At 69.5% G+C, this 18,183-nt stretch carries 18 protein-coding genes; 5 read left to right on the top strand and 13 right to left on the bottom strand.

Annotated features, from left to right (window positions below; translation table 11 throughout):
- Window positions 1-5 precede the first annotated feature (5 nt).
- The 9 genes from MRB58_RS22655 to MRB58_RS22615 all read right to left on the bottom strand — a co-directional run bounded on the left by MRB58_RS22655 (window position 6) and on the right by MRB58_RS22615 (window position 8,851).
- The gene (locus tag MRB58_RS22655) at window positions 6-806 is read right to left on the bottom strand and encodes an MBL fold metallo-hydrolase (RefSeq protein WP_244779400.1); all 801 of its coding nucleotides are present in this window, start codon (window positions 804-806) and stop codon (window positions 6-8) included.
- On the bottom strand, window positions 806-1,594 hold the full coding sequence (locus tag MRB58_RS22650; RefSeq protein WP_244779399.1) for a TatD family hydrolase: 789 nt from the start codon (window positions 1,592-1,594) through the stop codon (window positions 806-808). Before MRB58_RS22650 ends, MRB58_RS22655 begins: the two co-directional genes overlap by 1 nt.
- Complete coding sequence (metG, locus tag MRB58_RS22645) at window positions 1,591-3,123, bottom strand: methionine--tRNA ligase (protein WP_244779398.1); 1,533 nt, start codon at window positions 3,121-3,123, stop codon at window positions 1,591-1,593. Before metG ends, MRB58_RS22650 begins: the two co-directional genes overlap by 4 nt.
- Window positions 3,124-3,156: 33 nt before the next feature.
- Window positions 3,157-4,215, bottom strand: a complete 1,059-nt coding sequence (locus MRB58_RS22640; protein ID WP_244779397.1) for a DNA polymerase III subunit delta' — start codon at window positions 4,213-4,215, stop codon at window positions 3,157-3,159.
- A gap of 13 nt (window positions 4,216-4,228) precedes the next feature.
- Window positions 4,229-4,861, bottom strand: coding sequence for a dTMP kinase (gene tmk, locus MRB58_RS22635; RefSeq protein WP_244779396.1), 633 nt, complete (start codon window positions 4,859-4,861; stop codon window positions 4,229-4,231).
- Window positions 4,862-4,893: 32 nt separating this feature from the next.
- Entirely contained in the window at window positions 4,894-5,922 is a 1,029-nt protein-coding gene (locus tag MRB58_RS22630; RefSeq protein ID WP_244779395.1) for a septal ring lytic transglycosylase RlpA family protein, read from the bottom strand.
- A 200-nt stretch (window positions 5,923-6,122) separates the two neighbouring features.
- A complete protein-coding gene (locus MRB58_RS22625; protein WP_244779394.1) occupies window positions 6,123-6,527 on the bottom strand; it encodes a Rid family hydrolase in 405 nt (134 codons plus the stop codon).
- 147 nt (window positions 6,528-6,674) lie between these two features.
- Window positions 6,675-7,880, bottom strand: a complete 1,206-nt coding sequence (locus tag MRB58_RS22620) for a M20/M25/M40 family metallo-hydrolase (RefSeq protein WP_244779393.1) — start codon at window positions 7,878-7,880, stop codon at window positions 6,675-6,677.
- Window positions 7,877-8,851 carry a quinone oxidoreductase gene (locus MRB58_RS22615; protein WP_244779392.1) on the bottom strand — a complete coding sequence of 325 codons (975 nt, stop codon included), beginning with the start codon at window positions 8,849-8,851 and terminating at the stop codon, window positions 7,877-7,879. The genes MRB58_RS22620 and MRB58_RS22615 overlap by 4 nt, the downstream gene beginning before the upstream one ends.
- A 67-nt stretch (window positions 8,852-8,918) precedes the next feature.
- Between MRB58_RS22615 and MRB58_RS22610 the strand changes: the two genes are divergently transcribed.
- Window positions 8,919-10,103: an FAD-dependent monooxygenase gene (locus MRB58_RS22610; protein ID WP_244779391.1), complete on the top strand. Its 1,185-nt coding sequence runs from the start codon at window positions 8,919-8,921 to the stop codon at window positions 10,101-10,103.
- Window positions 10,104-10,107: 4 nt separating this feature from the next.
- On the opposite strand, the gene MRB58_RS22605 is transcribed toward MRB58_RS22610, so the two are convergent.
- Entirely contained in the window at window positions 10,108-11,055 is a 948-nt protein-coding gene (locus tag MRB58_RS22605) for an AEC family transporter (RefSeq protein WP_244779390.1), read from the bottom strand.
- 285 nt (window positions 11,056-11,340) lie between these two features.
- On the opposite strand from MRB58_RS22605, the gene MRB58_RS22600 reads away from it, so the two are divergent.
- Window positions 11,341-12,270 (top strand): lysophospholipid acyltransferase family protein, encoded by a 930-nt coding sequence (locus tag MRB58_RS22600; protein ID WP_244779389.1) that lies wholly within the window; start codon window positions 11,341-11,343, stop codon window positions 12,268-12,270.
- Between the two features lie 418 nt (window positions 12,271-12,688).
- On the top strand, window positions 12,689-13,018 hold the full coding sequence (gene hspQ / locus MRB58_RS22595) for a heat shock protein HspQ (protein ID WP_244779388.1): 330 nt from the start codon (window positions 12,689-12,691) through the stop codon (window positions 13,016-13,018).
- A gap of 202 nt (window positions 13,019-13,220) precedes the next feature.
- Here hspQ and MRB58_RS22590 read toward each other — a convergent pair whose 3' ends face one another.
- On the bottom strand, window positions 13,221-13,841 hold the full coding sequence (locus tag MRB58_RS22590; RefSeq protein ID WP_244782084.1) for an invasion associated locus B family protein: 621 nt from the start codon (window positions 13,839-13,841) through the stop codon (window positions 13,221-13,223).
- A gap of 232 nt (window positions 13,842-14,073) precedes the next feature.
- Entirely contained in the window at window positions 14,074-14,688 is a 615-nt protein-coding gene (locus MRB58_RS22585; RefSeq protein ID WP_244779387.1) for an invasion associated locus B family protein, read from the bottom strand.
- Window positions 14,689-14,887: 199 nt separating this feature from the next.
- On the opposite strand from MRB58_RS22585, the gene MRB58_RS22580 reads away from it, so the two are divergent.
- Window positions 14,888-16,687, top strand: coding sequence for an extracellular solute-binding protein (locus tag MRB58_RS22580; RefSeq protein WP_244779386.1), 1,800 nt, complete (start codon window positions 14,888-14,890; stop codon window positions 16,685-16,687).
- Window positions 16,684-17,373: a DsbA family oxidoreductase gene (locus MRB58_RS22575; protein ID WP_244779384.1), complete on the top strand. Its 690-nt coding sequence runs from the start codon at window positions 16,684-16,686 to the stop codon at window positions 17,371-17,373. Before MRB58_RS22580 ends, MRB58_RS22575 begins: the two co-directional genes overlap by 4 nt.
- A gap of 68 nt (window positions 17,374-17,441) precedes the next feature.
- Here MRB58_RS22575 and MRB58_RS22570 read toward each other — a convergent pair whose 3' ends face one another.
- Entirely contained in the window at window positions 17,442-18,182 is a 741-nt protein-coding gene (locus tag MRB58_RS22570) for a MipA/OmpV family protein (RefSeq protein WP_244779383.1), read from the bottom strand.
- Between the last annotated feature and the right edge of the window lies 1 nt (window position 18,183).

The following is an 18,183-nucleotide window of genomic DNA, read 5'->3' as shown; positions in this document are numbered from 1 at the left end:
AGCGGTCACGAGGCGGGGGTGAGTTCCAGCACCATCATGTCGTAGGCCGGCTCGGCCCAGTCGGGGATCGATCGGTTCAGCATCTCGTAATCGAGGTCGTGGTGCAGGTTCGTCAGCACCGCGCGGCGGGTGCCGATGCGTTCGGACCACTCGAGCGCCTCTTCCACCGTGAAGTGGCTGGAGTGCGCGGTATGGCGCAGCGCGTCGACGATCCAGACTTCGAGGCCGCGCAGCAGCGGCAGCGATTCGGCCGGAAGGTCGTGCAGGTCGCTGGAATATGCGAGGTCGCCGATGCGAAAGCCCAGCGAGGTGATCCGCCCGTGATGCTGGGCGAACGGTGTCAGCCTCAGCGTGCCGCCCGCACCCTCGACGTCCAGCGGCTCGCCCGGCACGATGACGTGCGCGTCGAGGATCGGCGGATAGCCCTTGGCGCCGTTGAAGCAGTAGCCGAACGCCTCGCGCGCGCGTTCCAGCGTGCTTTCGTCCATGTAGACGTCGACCCGCTTGTGATGTGCCAGTGCCAGGCCGCGCAGGTCGTCGATCCCGTGCAGGTGGTCGGCGTGCGCGTGGGTATAGGCGACCGCGTCGAGATCGCCCACGTCGGCCGACAGGAGCTGCTCGCGCATGTCGGGTCCGGTGTCGATCAGGACGCGGGTGGTGCCGGCGGCGCTGATACGCTCGACCAGCAGCGCGCAGCGGCGGCGGCGGTTCTTGGGGTTGGCCGGGTCGCATGCGCCCCATTCGCCGCCGACGCGCGGCACGCCGCCGGACGAGCCGCAGCCCAGGATCGTGACGCGGATCGTCATCAGCCGGTCACCGGCGCCGGAACCTTGGTGAACAGGCGGTAGAAATTCTCCGTGGTGCGCGCGCCCAGCTCCTCGGCGGACAGGCCCAGAGTCTCGGCGAGGTGGGCCGCGGTGTCGGCCACGAAGGCCGGCTCGTTGCGCTTGCCGCGGTGCGGCGGCGGCGCGAGATACGGCGCGTCGGTCTCCACCAGCATGCGCTCGGGCGGGACCATCCGGGCGACGTCGCGGATCGTCTCGGCGGTCTTGAACGTCGCGATGCCGGAAAACGAGAGGTAGCCGCCGAGCGCCAGCCCGCGCTCGGCCAGCTCCATGCCGGACGAGAAGCAATGCAGGACGAACGGGAAGCCGCCCTTCCCCGTCTCCTCCTCCAGGATGGCGGCGATGTCCGCGTCGGCCTCGCGCGCGTGGATCACCATCGGCAGCCCGGTCTCGCGGCTGGCGGCGATGTGACGGCGGAAGCCGACCTCCTGAATGTCGCGCGTCTCGATCGTGTAGTGGTAGTCGAGGCCCGCCTCGCCGATCGCGACGACCTTCGGCTCCCGCGCGGCGGCGATGAGCGCCTCGGTCGTCACGTCCGGCTCCTCGTGGGCGTTGAGGCAGTGGACACCGACCGAGCAGTAGACGTCCTCGTGCGCGGCCACGATGCGCCGCAGCCCGTCGAACGTCTTCATGCGGGTGGAGATGGTGACGAACCGCTCGACACCGCGCGCGCGCGCCCGCTCTAGGAACGGCGGGAGGTCTTCGAAGTCGGGGAAGTCGAGGTGGCAGTGGCTGTCGACGAGCCTCACGCGGCCGGCTCTTCCAATTTGGGGACGATGGGTGTGGGCGCCGGCAGCGGCGTCCCGGCGGGGACCGCGCGCGGCAGCCACTCGATCGTGCGGGCACCCTCGGGGACGGCGAGAAGATCGAGGAGCGCGCTCGCCGTCGTCGGGACGAACGGCAGGAGCAGGATCGCGAACCAGCGCAGCGCTTCGGCCGTGACGGCGAGGACGACGGCCATGCGCGCCGGGTCGGTCTTGCGCAGCGCCCAGGGCGCCTCGCCGGCGAAGTAGCGATTCGCCTCGGACACGACCTCGAAGATCGCCGCCAGCGCCTGGTGCAGCGCCTGCTGGTCCACCGCCTTGCGGCAGATGTCGGGGAGCGCCCTCACCCGCTCGAGCAGCGCTTCGTCCTGCGGCGCCAGCGGTTCGAACGCCGGCATCGCGCCGTCGCAGTGCTTGGCGATCATCGACAGCGACCGCTGCGCCAGGTTGCCGATGTCGTTGGCGAGGTCGGCGTTGACGCGGTTGATGAAGCCCTCGACCGAGTAGTTGCCGTCCTGGCCGAACGGCACCTCGCGCAGGAGATAGTGGCGCAGCGGGTCGAGCCCGAACGCCTCGACGAGGTCGAACGGATCGAGCACGTTGCCGATCGACTTACTCATCTTCTCGCCGGCATTGTAGAGGAAGCCGTGGCCGAAGACCCGTTTGGGGAGCGCCAGCCCCGCGCTCATCAGGAAGGCCGGCCAGTAGATGGTGTGGAAGCGGATGATGTCCTTGCCGATGACGTGGAGGTCCGCCGGCCACTGGGCCGCGAAGCGCTCCGGTTCGGCGGGGAAGCCGCAGGAGGTGATGTAGTTGGTCAGCGCGTCGACCCACACGTACATCACGTGGTCCGGGTCGCCCGGCACCGGAACGCCCCAGTCCATCGTCGTGCGCGAGATGGAGAGGTCCTTGAGGCCGGATTTGACGAACGCCACCACCTCGTTGCGCCGCGTCGCGGGGGCGATGAAGTCCAGGTTCTCGTCGTAGAGCGCCAGCAGGCGGTCCTGGAAGGCGGACAGGCGGAAGAAGTAGGACGGCTCTTCCATCCATGCGACCGGAGCGCCGGTGGGGGCGAACTTCTGCCCGTCCTTCTCCGTCAGCTCGTTTTCGCCGAAGAACGCTTCGTCGCGGACCGAGTACCAGCCGCCGTAGTTGCCGAGGTAGATGTCGCCCGCGGCGACCATCTTCTCCCAGATCGCCTGGCTCGCCTCGATGTGGCGCGGCTCGCGGGTGGAGATGAAGTCGTCGTGGCTGGAGCCCAGCACCTCGGCCATCTTGCGGAAGAGGCCGGTGTTGCGGTCGGCGAGTTCGGCGACCGGGATCCCTTCCTTGGCCGCGGTCTCCACCATCTTCTGGCCGTGCTCGTCGGTGCCGGTCGAGAAATGGACGGTGTAGCCGTCGAGACGCTTGAACCGGGCGATCGCGTCGGTAGCGATCAGCTCGTAGGCGTGGCCGATGTGGGGCGCCCCGTTCGGGTACGAGATCGCCGTCGTGATGGTGAACTGCTGGCTCATGGCGCGATGCTTCTGCCCCCGTGGGCGGCAATGTCAAGTCAGACCAGCCGCCTTGTCCGCGGCCGAGAGGCGCGACAGCACGGCCAGCACCATTTCCTTGCGGTCGAGGTTGAAGACCTCGATGCGCCGGCGGTCGTCCGTCACGGAGAGGTAGAGCGCGGCGTAGGTGTCCAGCGCGGGGAGGGGCAAGCGCCCTGCCCCGTGTTTGGCGCGCCCGGCAATGGCGTCGAGCACCAGCTCCAGGACCGTCGCGAACGCGTCGTCGCGGCGCTGGGCGGCCATCTCGGCGAGCTGGTGTTGCGCCCGGATGTCCCGCACCATCGACGGCGCGAGCAGCCGCTGCGCCGAGCGCACCACGTCCGCCCCCGCGTTGGCGAGGCCGAGCGCGCGGCGAACCGAGCCCTCGCCCAGCTTGGCGGTCGACGGGTCGGCTCTGAGCGCGTTGAGGGCCCCCCTCACCTCGTCCTCGCTGAGCGGACGCATGCGGATGGCGCGGCAGCGCGAGCGGATGGTCGCCATGACCCGGCCGGAGACGTGGGCGACGAGGATGAAGAGCGTGCGCCGCGGCGGCTCCTCCAGCGCCTTGAGGAGCGCGTTGGAGGCGTTGATGTTCATGTCGTCCACCGCGTCGACGATGACGACGCGCCAGCCGCCGTCCGCCGCGGTCGATCCCAGGAACGGGACGATGCGGCGCACCTCGTCGACGGTCAGCTCGCTCTTGAATTTCTTGCCCTTCTCGTCCCAGGGCCGCGTCAGGTGGACGAGGCCGGGGTGCGTTCCGGCGGCGACCTGATGCGCCGTGCGGCTCTGCGGATCGTCCCACAGGTCGTCGGGCAGCGGCTGGCCGGGGAGCGTACTCAGGAGCGCCCGCGCCAGACGGAAGGCGAGCGTCGCCTTGCCGATCCCGCGCGGCCCTTCCAGCAGGATCGCCTGCGGCGGGGTGCCGGCGGCGAACGCCTCCATCAGCCGGCCCACCGCCTCACCGTGGCCGACGAGGGTCTGCGCCTCACGCGGTGGCGGGGCATTGTCCAGCATGTCCGGTTCGGCGGGCGCGCCTTCCATGGGCTTGGGCGCGCGGGGGGCTCTGGCCATCAGCGGGCGCGGCTCACGCGGCCTGAAGCAGGGCGAGCCGCTCGCTGGCGATGCGCCAGATGCGGTCGGCGACGATATCGGCCGGCTGCGTGGCGTCTACCACGGCGCAGCGCCCTGGTTCGCGCGCCGCGATCGCGAGGAAAGCCTGCCGGCGTCTCTCCCGGATCTGCGTCTCGGCACGGTCGAACGGGTCGGCGCCGCCGCGGCGCGCGGTGCGCACATGGCCGATGTCGGCCGGGCAGTCGAGCACGATCGTCAGGTCGGGCACGGTGTCGCCAACGACCAGCGCGCCGAGGGTGGCGAGGCGTGCCGCGGAGACCCCGGCGGCGCCCTGGTAGGCCTCGGTCGAATCGGCGAAGCGGTCGCAGATGACGACGTGGCCGGCGGCGAGCGCGGGGGCGATCAAGGTGTCCACGTGGTCGGCTCGGGCGGCGGCGAACAACAGCGCCTGCTCCGCCGGGCTCAGCTCCGCGCCATGCTCGGACAGGAGCGCCGCGCGCAGCCGCTCGGCCCACGGGGAGCCGCCGGGCTCTCGCGTCAGCGTCACGGTGCGGCCCTTGGCGCGCAGCGTGACGGCCAGACGGCGCGCCTGGGTCGACTTGCCGGCACCGTCACCGCCTTCGAAGGTTACGAACGCGCCCTTCACCAAATCCCGCCCCGAGCTCGACCGCCCGGACGTTACTCCGAGGTGCCGGCGCCCTGCAATGCGGCCGTGGTTTCGCCGCCGGCCGTGGCGGCGGCGTCACTGGGTGCGGCGCCGAACATGTCGAAGGCGCCGGTCACGCGGGACTGGCTGGCGGCGACCGTCTCCTCCGACACGGTGGCGACAGCGGCCGTGCTGGGGACGATCTCTTCCTCTTCGAGCGAGCCGACGGGCTCGTTCATGGCGATCACCGCCTCCACCGCGCCGCCGCCGCCGCTCTCCTTGCGGATCTCGGCCTGGTAGGCCTGCACGGCGCTGGGCTGGACCGAGGCGGTCAGCATCGCCGGCTTGTAGGAGCGCAGGTTCACGCCCGGCAGGTTCGAATCGTTGCTGCGCTCCGGCTGCGCGCGCAGAGGATTGTTGCGCGCGTCCTGCTCGTCCTTACCGGCGGGCTTGGCGGACGCGAGGCGAACCTCGACCTTGCCCTCTTCCTCGTCGTCGTCATCGCTGCCGAACAGGTAGTTCGCCAGGGATTTCGACGACGATTTGCCGAACTTCGATTCGGCGACCAGCGTCTCCTTGTCACCGCCGCCGACGGGCGCCTCGCCGAGATACTCGACCCGCACCTTCGCCGAGCCGGCGGCGCGGAAGCCGAGCTTCGTCGCCGCGCCCTTCGACACGTCGATGATGCGGCCGCGATGGAAGGGGCCGCGGTCGTTGACGCGCAGGACGGCGGATTTGCCGGTCTTCAGCACGGTGACGCGGACATAAGAGGGAAGCGGCAGCGTGGGGTGCGCTGCGGTCAGCGAGTCCTGGTCGAAGACCTCGCCGTTGGCGGTCGACTTGCCGTGGAACTGGGGGCCGTACCAGGAGGCCTTGCCGGTCTTGTCGTAGTCTTCGTCGTGCTTGGGCGTGTACCAGCGGCCGCCCACTTTGTAGGGCTTGCCGATCTTCTTGAAGCCGGTGACGTCCTCGTCGGAAGCGCCGTCCGCGGAGGCCGACAGGACGTCCAGCGATTCGATCCCGCCTCCGCATCCGGCCAACATCAGCGTTGCTGCACACAAGAAGGCCATCGTCGCAGCGCGACAAAACTCAGACAAGGCCATTTGTCTTTACTCCGCTCGCGAGGGCCGAGTCACCGGGCCCACCACGGCACACTACTTCCAGAGGGCTGAGGCGCCCATACCATTGGCGGCGAGACGCTAACGCTTTGCTAAGGAGTTGGCATTTTTGCCACACAATTCGTTAGGGCTTCAGTAACGATTCAGGCCCCGGATCGGGCCGGTCCGGCCCCGATCACCGCGATCGACTGGATCTCCACAGCGATGCCCGGCCAGGGAAAATTCACCACCAGTGCGGTGTTCGTCGGCCTGATGTGACCGAACGTGTCGCCCATCAGCGGACCGATCACCTCGGTGAAGGTCGTGCCGGATGCGACATAAGTCGTTAACTGTACGATATCGTCGATGCTCGACCCGGCCTCCTCCAACGCCCGCGAAATGATGCCGATGGCGTTGCGGTATTGTGCGGCGGGGTCCTCGGGCAGCGTCCCGGTGTCGGGGTCGCGGCCGATGGTGCCGGCGACGTAGACGGTGTCGCCCACCTTCACGGCGCGCGCGTAGCCGAAGGCGGTTTCGAACGGGGATCCGGAAGCGAAGGTCTGACGCATGGGGCGCTCCTGCTGTGGTCGCCCCGGATTAGCCGCTCGGCGCGGCCGGCGCCACTCGCCGGCCGCTTCGCGCACACCGGCGATCGGCCGCCGCCTACGGAGCGGCCGAGCCCGCATCCGCGACGCGTGATTCGCGGCCCTTCCCGCTCAGCGCGACAGCATTTCCTCGAGCGTCGCCGCGACGGCGGCGGTCGCCTTGCCGAGGTCGTCGATGGAGACGCTCTCGTCGCCGGTGAAGTCGACCCCCTCGCCCACGATCGGTGGGCCGACGCCGTAGAGCACCGTCGCGATGCCGGCCAGCGCATAGTGCCGTGCGCCGCTGACGACGGGCGCCGAGACGACCGGAACCTGCTGCCCCATCGCCGCGCCGGCATGCCGGGCGAGCGTCTCGGCCAGCGCCTGGGAGGGCGCGGTGGGGGCGACGGGTTCGGCCAGCAGCAGGCGCCGGCATTCCAACTCGACGCCGTGGACGGTATGCGCCGCCTCGATCGCCGCGATCAGCTCGGCCTCGACCGCATCGGCCTCCTCGTGGCTGCCGATGCGCCGGTCTACCGTGAAGCGGACCCGGTCGGGCACGACGTTGATGCCGCGCCCACCCTCGATGAGACCCACCGTCAGCGGATGCGGCAGCGACGCACGGGTGCGCATGAGCATGGAGAGGATCGGCACCGCGGCCTGCAGCGCGTCGTGCCCGTCATGGGGCCGCGAGGCGTGCGCCTGGACCCCGCGCAGCAGCACCTCGAGGTGGAGGACGCCCTCCTGTCCGGTGATCACTTGATACCCGGTCCCCGCGGCGATGACCGCGTCGGGCTTGGTGAGGTCCTGGCCCAGCAGGAAAGCGGGGCCGAGGAACCCGCCGGTCTCCTCGTCGCAGGTAATATGCAGCTCGACCGTGCCGGAGAGCCCCTCTCGCCCGTCCAGCGCGGCCAGGGCGAAGACGTATGCGGCGAGGTCGGCCTTCGAATCGCGGGCGCCGCGGCCGTGCACGAGCCCGTCTTTGATCTCGGCGCCGAAGGGGTCGCGGTGCCAGCCGGTGCCGACGGGGAGCGTGTCGAGCGGAGCGGCGAGCGCGATCGTCGGCCCCGCGCCGGAACCGAAGGTGCGGCGCACGACGACGTTGGTGATCTCGCTGCGGCCGTAGTGCCGGGCGAACGGGTTGGGGACCGGGTGGCGCTCCACTTCCCAGCCCCGCATCTCCAGCGTCGCGGCGACCCACTCCATCGCCTCGGCGGTCTCGCCCGGCGGGTTCTCGGTGGGGCGTTGGATGAGCGCTTGCAGGAAGGCGACCGCCTCGCCCTGCGCGGCGGCGACGGTGGCCTCGATACTCTGATCGGACGTGGCGGTGCTACTCACGGGATCAGCACGCTCGAGCCGGTGGTGCGCCGCCCTTCCAGCGCCCGGTGCGCCTCCGCCGCGTCCTCGAGCGCGAAGGTCTGCTCCACGGGGATCGTCACCTTGCCGCCGCGCACCATCTCGAAGACGTCCGCGGCGTTGGCGACCAGCCGCTCGCGGGTGCCGACATAGACCGCCAGCCCCGGCCGTGTCGCGAACAGCGACTTGCCGGCGAGGTCGGCGAGCTTGAAGTCGTCGACCGGGCCGGAGGATTGGCCGAAGAGGGCGTAGAGGCCCAGCGGGCGCAGGCATTTGAGCGAGCCGGGGAAGGTGTCGCGGCCGACCGAATCGTAGACCACGTCGCAGCCCTTGCCGCCGGTGATCTCCTTGACGCGGGCGACAAAGTCTTCCTCGGCGTAGTTGATGACGTGGGTGTAGCCGTGCGCCTTGGCGAGCTCGGCCTTGGCCGCCGAGCCGACGGTGCCGATCGACGTCGCGCCGATCGCCTTGGCCCATTGCCCCGCGATCGACCCGACGCCGCCGGCCGCCGCGTGGAAGAGAAGCGTCGTCGACGGGTCGACCTTGTAGGTCTCGGTCAGCAGGTAGCGCGCGGTCATGCCCTTCAGCATCATCGCCGCGGCGACCTCGTCGGTCACACCGTCGGGGATTTTGAGCGCGGAGGCGGCGGGGAGCGTGCGTCGCTCGGCATAGGCGCCGAGGGCGAAGCCGTAGGCGATCCGGTCCCCGACGGCGAAGTCGTCGACCCCCGGACCGACCGCCTCGACGACGCCGGCGGCCTCGCTGCCGACGATCAGCGGATAACCCTGTGGCGCCTTGTAGAGGCCCGTGCGAAAATAGGTGTCGAGAAAGTTGAGGCCGATGGCGGTGTGCCGCACGACGAGCTCGCCCTCCCCCGCGACGGGATCGGCGATCTGGCGCCATTGGAGAACCTCCGGCCCGCCGGGTTCGTCCAACAATATGGCGTGCGTCATCTTTCCTCTCCGAAGTCGTGCCAGGGACGTTAGATACAGCGATGCCGACGATCAAGGACATCACGTGATGGACAGCGCCCACCCCGCTCCCCAAGTCTCCGCCAGCCGAACGGTCGACGTCGCGGTCGTCGGCGCCGGGCCGGTCGGGGCACTGGCGGCGCTCGTGGTCGCCGACGCGGGGTTCTCCGTCGCGCTCGTCGCCCCCGCGCGCGGCCACGACCCGCGGACCTCGGCATTGATGATGCCCTCCGTGGCCCTGCTCGACGAGCACGGCGTGTGGGAAGGCGTCGCCGCGGAGGCCGCCCCGCTCAACACCATCCGCATGATCGACCAGACCGGCTACCTGCCCCGCGCGCCCGAGGTGGCCTTCGACGCGCACGAGCTGGGCCCGGATCCGTTCGGCTACAACATCACCAACGACGCGCTGAACGGCGCCCTCGCCGCGCGTCTGGCGGTGCGCGGCATCCGGCGCATCGACGCGCTGGCGGACCATATCGAGGGGACCGGCGGCGCCGGCGCGACGATCCACGCCGGCGGCGAGGTGGTGCGCGCGGCCCTCGTCGTCGCGGCGGACGGCGCCGATTCGTTCGTGCGCGAGGCGGCCGGCATGAGCGTGCGCCGCTGGTCCTACCGCCAGAGCGCGTTCGTCACCACCCTCGCCCACGAGCGCCCGCACGGCGACGTCTCGGTCGAGTTCCATACCCCCGCCGGTCCGTTCACGCTGGTCCCCCTGAAGGGCGAGCGCTCCTCGCTGGTATGGGTGGCGCGTCCGGAAGAGGCGGAGCGCCGGGCGGCGATGGACCCCGGCCCCCTCGCCCGCGAGATCGAGAAGCGCTGCCACGCGATCCTCGGCCGCATGGCGATCGACGGTCCGCGCGGCGTCATCGCGATGGAGGGGCACGTGGCGCCGACGATGGGGGCCGGGCGCGTCGTCCTGGTCGGCGAGGCCGGGCACCGTTTCCCGCCGATCGGCGCGCAGGGTCTCAACCTCGGCTTCCGCGATCTCGCGACGCTGCAGGCGCTGTTGCGCCAGGCGTCGGCCGACCGCGACCTCGCCGCCGTCCCCGAGCGCTACAACGCCCGCCGGCGCGGCGACGTCACGTTGCGCACCGCGAGCGTCGACCTCCTCAACCGTTCGCTGCTGACCGGCGCGTTCGTCCCCAGCACGGCGCGCGCGGTGACGCTCTCGGCCGCGCGCGGCATCGCACCGCTGCGCCGGGCGATGATGCGCTTCGGCCTCGGCACGTCCTGACCGCTCAGAGGATCCCGGAGCGGATCACGTAGAGGACGCCCGTCACCGTCAGCGCCGCCAGCGTGGTGCCGACGAGGATCGCGTTCGACGCCTCCTCCTTGCCGACCCCGTATTGGGTCGCCAGGATGAAGACGTTGGTGGCGGTCGGGAGCGCGGCCAGCAGCACCGCGCTCATCAGCCAGAGCGAGGGCGCGCCCATCGCGCTCAGCACGAGATAGGCCGCCAGCGGGTGGACGATCAGCTTGATGGCGACGAAGACCGAGATGTCCGCCACCGAGCGGCCGGACGGCATCGGCTGCAACGCCACCGTCACTCCCATGGCAAAGAGCGCGCACGGGGCGGCGGAGTTGGTGAGCATCGTCAGCAGGCGATCGATGCTGTCGGGCGGCTCGAAGCGGAAGATCGCCGCGGTCACCCCCGCGATGACCGCCAGGATGAACGGGTGGGTGAAGATCCGCGTCAGGATGCGCCCGATCTGCTGTAGCACCGTCCCCTGGGTGGATCCGGCGATCGCCATCATCACCGGCGTCATGACGAAGAACATCGTACTCTCGAACGAGAAGATGAGCGCCACCGGCACCGTCGCCGCCGCCCCGATGGCGACCAGCGCCAGGCCCGGCCCCAGGTAGCCGTTGTTGGAGTAGCCGCCGATCAACGCGAGGACGGTGGAATAGGCGAGGTCGCCGCGGGTGCGGATCATCGCCAGGGTGAAGCAGAAGATCAGCACCAGCCAGGTCGCCCCCGCCGCGGCCATGACGTAGACGACGTCCCCCAATTCATCCACCGGCATGCGCGACAGGTACTGGAAGAACAGCGACGGCAACGCGACGTAGACGATGAAGATGTTCATCCACACCAGGCCGCCGGAGGGCTTCTTGGCGATCCGTCCGACGAGGAAGCCGAGAAAGATCAGCCCGAAGAACGGGGTGGTGAGGGAGAGGACCTCGCTCAAGCGGGACTCCGGCCGGTTGGGGTGTCGTGGCAGTGGCACTTAACCGCTTGCGCGCTGCGCGACCATCCCGCCGCGCCCTATGCCGCCGTTGCGCCCTGCGCATGGCCGCCGCCCGGTGCGCCCGCGCCGGCGCCTCGGTTGTGGACAATTGCGGCGCGGGCGGGCATCCCCTTGCCAAACGGGGCGCGCTGCCCGCCGGTGTTCGGCATGTCGGCGCCCCCTCTCCGGCCCCGCCGGGATCAACGAAGGACCCAACCCGTGACCCGCGCCCTGTGATCCGCGACCATGGCGAATAAACGCGTCAAGCCGCAGCATGTGGCCGAATATGCGCTCCTGCGCGTCCTGGGCGGGATCCTGCGCAACGTGCCGGTGGACGCCGCCTCCTGGACGATGGGGCGGGTCATGGGCGCGCTGATGCCCTTGATGAGCCGCCACGAGCGGGCCAAGGAGCACATGGCGCTGGCGATGCCGGAGCTGTCCGAGCCCGAGCGCGACCGCATCGCGCGGGGCATGTGGCGCCAGCTGGGACGCGTCGCCGGCGAGGCATTTCAGATAGACACGATCCTGGCCGACGACAGCCGGATCACCCTGCCGGACGGGTTCGACGAATTGGTCGACCGTTGCCGTGACGGGTGCGTGGTGGCGACCGCGCACCTCGGCAATTGGGAGGTCGCGGGGGCGGTCGCGCATCGGGGCGGCAAGTCGCTGGCGGGGGTCTATCAGGCGCTCCACAACCCCCTTGCCGACGGGTACCTGCGACGCCTGCGCGAGCCGGTCTACCCTGCCGGCCTCTTCGGCAAAGGCGGCGATCTGGGGACCCGGCTGGTGGGCCTCGTGCGGCAGGGCGCTGCGGTCGGCATCGTCGCCGATCTGCGCGAAAAGCGCGGGATCGAAGTGGAATTCTTCGGCCAGCCAGCCTTCGCGACGCCGCTGCCGGCGATGCTGGCGCGCCTCTCCGGGAGGCCGCTGGTCGCCGGCGCGGTGGTTCGCGAAGGGGGGGTGCACTTTCGCACCGTGTGCCAGATCATCGACGTGCCGCACACCGAGGACCGCAACCGCGACGTCCAGGTGGCGACGCAGCGGCTGCACGACGCGTTCGAGACTTGGATCCGGGCAAATCCGGAGCAGTGGATGTGGACGCACCGCAAGTGGGCCCGTTCCAAGGCGCGGCCGTTGGGCGTTAAAACGCTGCTCGATGCGGATGCATCCAGTTAACCGTTTGTCCCAGCGTGCGGGGATGGCGTGACGAAACGTGAGGGAGGCGCACTTGCACGCCCCTGCCCCACCGTTTACCGGTAGTTTTCTTCGCAGCGGCGCCCTTGTCGGGTCGTGCGGAGGAATGAACGGTTAGTCGGTACGAACGTTGTTGTTTGCAACGTGTGGCGTGCTCATATCGCTTGGACGGGGATGGGGTCGACGAAACGCACCGCCGCGTGCGCTCGCACCCCGCTTCAGCGCGGCGGCCGAGCCGGCGGCTACCGGCGACGGTCCATTCGCGCTGAGGCCACTTCACCCGCATCGGGGCGACACGGGCAGCCTAGCTTGTGGACCTTACGTGGAGCTGGAACCCGCCCGCACGCGGACGGCCGAAGTGCCTGAATTAACCGCAGATTGTAGTGATGTGAGCTTGGCGATGGATAAAGTTCGGACGGCAAAGTTTCAGCTGGGTCAGGTCGTTCGCCACCGGGTGTTCTCGTTCCGGGGCGTGATCTTCGATGTCGATCCCACCTTCTCCAATACCGAGGAGTGGTGGGAGGCGATCCCCGAGGATATCCGCCCCCGTCGCGATCAGCCGTTCTACCACCTCTTCGCCGAGAACGACGACACCGAATATATCGCCTACGTCTCCGAGCAGAACCTGCTGGCCGACGACACCGGCGAGCCCGTCCGCCACCCCCAGGTGAGCGACATGTTCGACCGTCGCGACGGCAACTACTGCGCCCGCCTCGACCAGTTCCACTGACCGCCCGCGGAACCGCCGGCCCTCCGGGGCCCCGGCGGGCGCGCACCGCCCATCGAAACGACGAGAGCCGCCCGCGTCAGCGCAGGCGGCTCTCGTCGTTTTTGTGCCGCGCCTGGGCGCACGAGCGCGGGCGTCCCGGCACCGGCTGGGCGGCACTACGCGCCGCGCGCGCGAGGCGCAAGCGCCCCGCGGCGATGTGGTCCTAGTTGCCGGTGCCCGTGCCGGACAGCGCCTCACGCTGAGCGGCACGCAGGCGGGCGGCGAAATCTTCCTGGCTCTGCTCCAGCTTCTCCTGGCGCTGCTTGGTGATGTCGGCGATCTTGTCCGGTGACAGAGCCTCGCCGTCGTAGGCGGTGGTGAAGCCGGCGAGGCTCATGTCGAACGGGACCTGCTTGCCCTCGCGATTGTAGGCGGTGAGGCGCATGGTCGAGCCGTTCTTCATGCTGTCGATGAAGGCGTCGCTCACCGCCCGCTCGGCCCAGCACGCGGTCTCCAGGCAGACCTGATATTCCGCCTTCTGCGCGTCCCCACCGTCGACCTGGATCTGGACGCCCGGCTCGATCACCATGCCGGTCGGCACCGCGATCAGCAGGCTGCGGCGCTGTTCGCCGCGGAAACCGCGCACGGCGGCCGAGGCGAGCACCTGCCCGCCCCCGGTGCGCAGCTCCTGCGTGACCAGGCAGATGTCCTTCTTCACCCGGGGGTCCTGGGTGCAGACCTTCATCCAGTTCGGGTCCTCGGACGACTGCGCCTGAGCCGCGCCGGCGGGCAGCAGCGCCGCGGTCGCGAGAGCCGACACAGCGGCAAGTATAGCAAAACGCATCAAGCGATCCCCTCTCGATTGGGATTCATGCCTCAATTGTCCCGTGTCCCGCAACCGCGCCCTCGCGACCCGATTGCAGGGGCGAAACGCCGCCGGCCGGCCGGTTGCTTCACCGTCCGCCCGCCGAGCCGACCTTCGCCCGTACCGACCCGTCGTCGGGGCCGGCCATCGTCTCCATCACCATCGGGCCGGACCGCCGGTCTCACGCCGGCCGCCCGCACGCCACCGGCAATCAGTCCGCCTTCTCGACGGCGTCCTGCTGGGCCGCGAGAAGCCGGTCACGGGCCTCCTGCGCCTTCTTCTCCAGCGCGGACTGCAGGTCCGTCTGCTTCTGTTGCAGCGCCTGCGGGTCGATGCCGGCGCCGTCGTAGGCGGCGGTGAAGCCGATCAGCGTCATGTCGAAGCGGACCTGCTTGCCCTGACGGTTGATCGTGTTGACCGCCATCTTGCCGCCGCGCTTCAGCCGCGAGATGAAACCGTCGTCGATGGTCTTCTCGGCATAACAGGCGTTCGGGAAGCAGATCTGATAGGGCGCCTGTTCCGGCTGCGACCCGTCGATCTGAATCTGGACGCCGGGCTGGATCAGCATGCCCACCGGCACCGACAGCAGCAGGCTGCGGCGCGATTCGCCGTCGAACTCGCGAATCGCGGCGGAGGCGAGGAACTGGCCGTTCTGCGTGCGCAGCTCCTGCGTGATCAGGCACAGCTCCTTGTTGGCCTGCGTGTCCTTGTTGCAGATCTTGACCCAGGCATTTTCGTCCTGAGCGTCCTGTGCGCTTGCCGGAATCGCGGGGACGGCCAGCCCGATCGACAGACCCAGCGCCGCCACCAATTTTGTCAAACGCATGAAGTTTTCCCCCGTACTCAGCATGGGTCGGCCGCGGCTTTCAGCCCATTGGCCGTGAAGCGCTTTCGTGGGAAGGCTTAGACCGAGAGCATTAAAATGGCTAGAACGTGTGGCCAATCGCCCAATAAAATTGTTGCGTCTTTCTGAACCAGGGCCCCGCGCCTCGACTGTCTCACCGCAAATGCTCAAGGAAACGGCGATGGAACGACGGATTGTGCGCGCCCTCGGCCTGGTGGCCTTCGCCGCCGCGCTGGCCGCGACGCCCGCCGCCGCGGACTACGGCCTCGCCATGCACGGCGATGTGGCGCTGGAGCGGGGCGAGCCGCTCCCCTACGCCGATCCGGACGCGCCGCGCGGCGGCCGTGCGATCTTCTCCGTGCTCGGCACGTTCGACAATCTGAACGTCCTGATCCCGCGCGGGGCCTACGCGCCCGGCCTGCGGGACGCGACCTTCGGCAACCTCGTCTACGAGAGCCTGCTGGAGCGCAACGCCAGCGAGCCCTTCTCGCTCTATGGTTTCCTCGCGTCGGACGTCTCCGTCCCGCCGGACCGCAGCTCGGTCACCTTCACGATCGACGAACGCGCCGCCTTCTCGGACGGGCACCCGCTGAGCGCCGAGGACGTCGTCTTCACCTACGAGCTCCTGCGCGCCGAGGGCCGGCCCTACATGCGCCAGTACTACGGCAAGGTGGAAGCGGTGGAGACGCCGGACGCGCGGACCGTGACCTTCCACTTCCCCGCCGCGAACGACCGCGAACTGCCGCTGATCCTGGGCCTGATGCCGATCCTGCCGAAACACGCGACCGACGTTGCGGCGTTCGGCAAGACGACCTTCACCCCGCCCATCGGCACCGGGCCCTACGTGGTGGGCGCCGTCAATCCCGGCCGCGACCTGACGTTCGTGCGCGACCCGGATTATTGGGGCGAGACCCACGCGTTGAACGCCGGGCGCTACAATTTCGACGAGATCGTGTTCCGCTTCTTCCGCGACGAGACGGCGATGTTCGAGGCCTTCAAGGCCGGCGACACCGACTTCCACCAGGAAGGCGACGCCGGGCGCTGGACGACGGGCTATACCTTCCCCGCCATGAGCGACGGACGGGCGGTGCGCGAGGTGATCCCGCTCGGTATCCCGCGCGGCATGTACGCCTTCGTCTTCAACACCCGCCGCCCGCCGTTTGACGACATCGACGTGCGCGCGGCGATGAACCTCCTGTTCGACTTCCCCTGGATCAACGCCAATCTCTTCTCCGGCCAGCTCGCCCGGACCGACAGCTACTTCACCGCCTCCGAGCTCGCCGCCCCCGGCCACCCCGCCAGCCCCGGCGAACAGGCCCTCCTCGCCCCCTACCCCGGCGCCGTGCTGCCGGGCTTGATGGACGGCGGCTGGGCACCGCCGACGCTCGACGGCTCGGGCAGAGACCGCACCGCCGTGCGCGAGGCGCTGCGCTACTTCGCCGCCGCCGGCTGGGAGATCCGCGACCGGCGCCTCGTCGACGAGGCCGGCGAGCCGTTCACGTTCGAGGTGCTGGTGGCCACGCGCGACGACGAGCGTCTGGCCCTCGCCTTCCAGCGGCTGGTGCGCCCGATCGGCATCGACATGCAGGTCCGCTATGTCGATTCCACGCAGTACAACGCCCGTCTCCTGTCGTTCGATTTCGACATGATCCGCTTCTACTGGCCGGCGTCCCTCTCACCCGGCAACGAGCAGGTGAACCGCTGGTCCCGGGAGGCGGCGGGACTGGAAGGTTCGTTCAACTTCGCCGGCGCCCGGTCGGCGGCGATCGACGCGATGATCGAGGCGATGCTGGCCGCACAATCGCGTGAGGCCTTCGTCGACGCGGTGCGCGCGCTCGACCGCGTTCTGCTGTCGGGCCTATATGTCATTCCGCTCTATCATACGCCGGCGCAGTGGGTGGCCTACGCCTCGCGCCTGGGACATCCGGAGGTTCAGAGCCTCTACGGATTCGAACTCGAGACCTGGTGGGTCAACCCATGACGATACTCGATACCAGCGCCATCGAGCCCCTGCACATCGACGTCGTGTCCGACGTCATGTGCCCGTGGTGCTTCATCGGCAAGCGCCGCCTGGAAAAGGCGCTCGCCGAGATCGACGACATTACGGTGCGCGTGGTCTGGCGCCCCTATCAGCTCGATCCGACCCTCCCGTCCGACGGCAAGGACCGCCAGCAGTACCTGACCGAGAAGTTCGGCGGGCCGGAGCAGGCGGCGAAGATCTACGAGCGGATCCGCGCCGCGGGCGACGAGGAGGAGATCCCCTTCGCGTTCGAGAAGATCACCCGCTCGCCCAACACCTTGAACGCGCACCGTCTGATTCGCTGGGCGGCGATCGAGGGGCAGCAGGACGCGCTGGTGGAGCGCCTCTTCCAGCTCTATTTCGTCGAAGGTGCCAACCTGACCGACCCCGCCGTCCTGGTCGCCGCGGCGGCCGATGCCGGCCTCGATCCGGCGATGATCGAGCGGCTGCTGGCAAGCGACGCCGACCTTGCGGAGACCGAGGCCGAAATCGTCCACGCCCAGGCGATCGGCGTGCAGGGCGTGCCGTGCTTCATCCTCGAGAACAAGTATGCGGTGTCGGGCGCGCAACCGGCGGACGTGCTGGTGACGGCGATCCGCCAGGTCGCGGCCGAGAAGGCCGGAACCGCCACCCCGCCGCAGGCTTGAGGCACGAAAAAGGCGGCCGGCCCGTGGGCCGCCGCCTCGTGGATGCGCGCGTGACGGCCGCTCCGGCGTCAATAAAGGTCGAGCGTGAAGCGGTAGGTCAGGCCGATGCCGACGCTGAATTCCTGGTCGTTGCCGGCGTCGACGATGGGGCTGTCCAGCGCCTCGCCGATGAAGTGGGTGTATTTCAGGCGGCCGTGGACACGCCACTTCTCGGTCAGCGCGTAGGAGGCGGTGGCGGCGATGCCGACGTCCTTGAAGCCGCCGTTCGCCTCGTAGGGCTGGAGCACGACGGCGCTGTTGGGGACGGAGAAGTAGTAGTCCATGTACTCGCCGTTGGCGGCGGAGATGCGCGGACCGAAGGCCACTTCCAGGCGCTCCATCGGTTGCAGGATGACGTCCACCCCCGCCTCGCCGACGATGCCGTTGTGGCCCGTCACGCCGTAGCGCACGGCGCCGAAGGCCCGCAGGAAGCCGTAGCGGAAGGCCGCACCCGCACCGAGTTCGAACGCGAAGTCGGTGTCGCCGATGCCTTCGAGGTAGTTGGCGTCGTCCTCCTTGCGCTCACCGACGAAGTTGATCGACGGGAAGAGCGAGAAGGCGGCGAGCTTCTTGTCCTCCGTCACGACCTCGCCGAAATAGGGCAGGCGCAGGTACTGCAGCGCGATCAGCGGCCACCCTGTCGGCCCGTAGCGCTTGGAGGAGGGAAACACCGGCTCCATGCCGACGCCGGCGCCGATGTCGATCGTGATGTCACGATATTGGACGGAATCGGGGACCGCGACGGTTTCCGGCAGCGGATCCGCCGCCATG

This window comes from Acuticoccus sp. I52.16.1, from assembly GCF_022865125.1.
Classification (GTDB): Bacteria; Pseudomonadota; Alphaproteobacteria; order Rhizobiales; family Amorphaceae; genus Acuticoccus.
The sequence above is the reverse complement of the archived record's forward strand: the minus strand, read 5'-3'. Positions and strand labels throughout refer to the sequence as shown.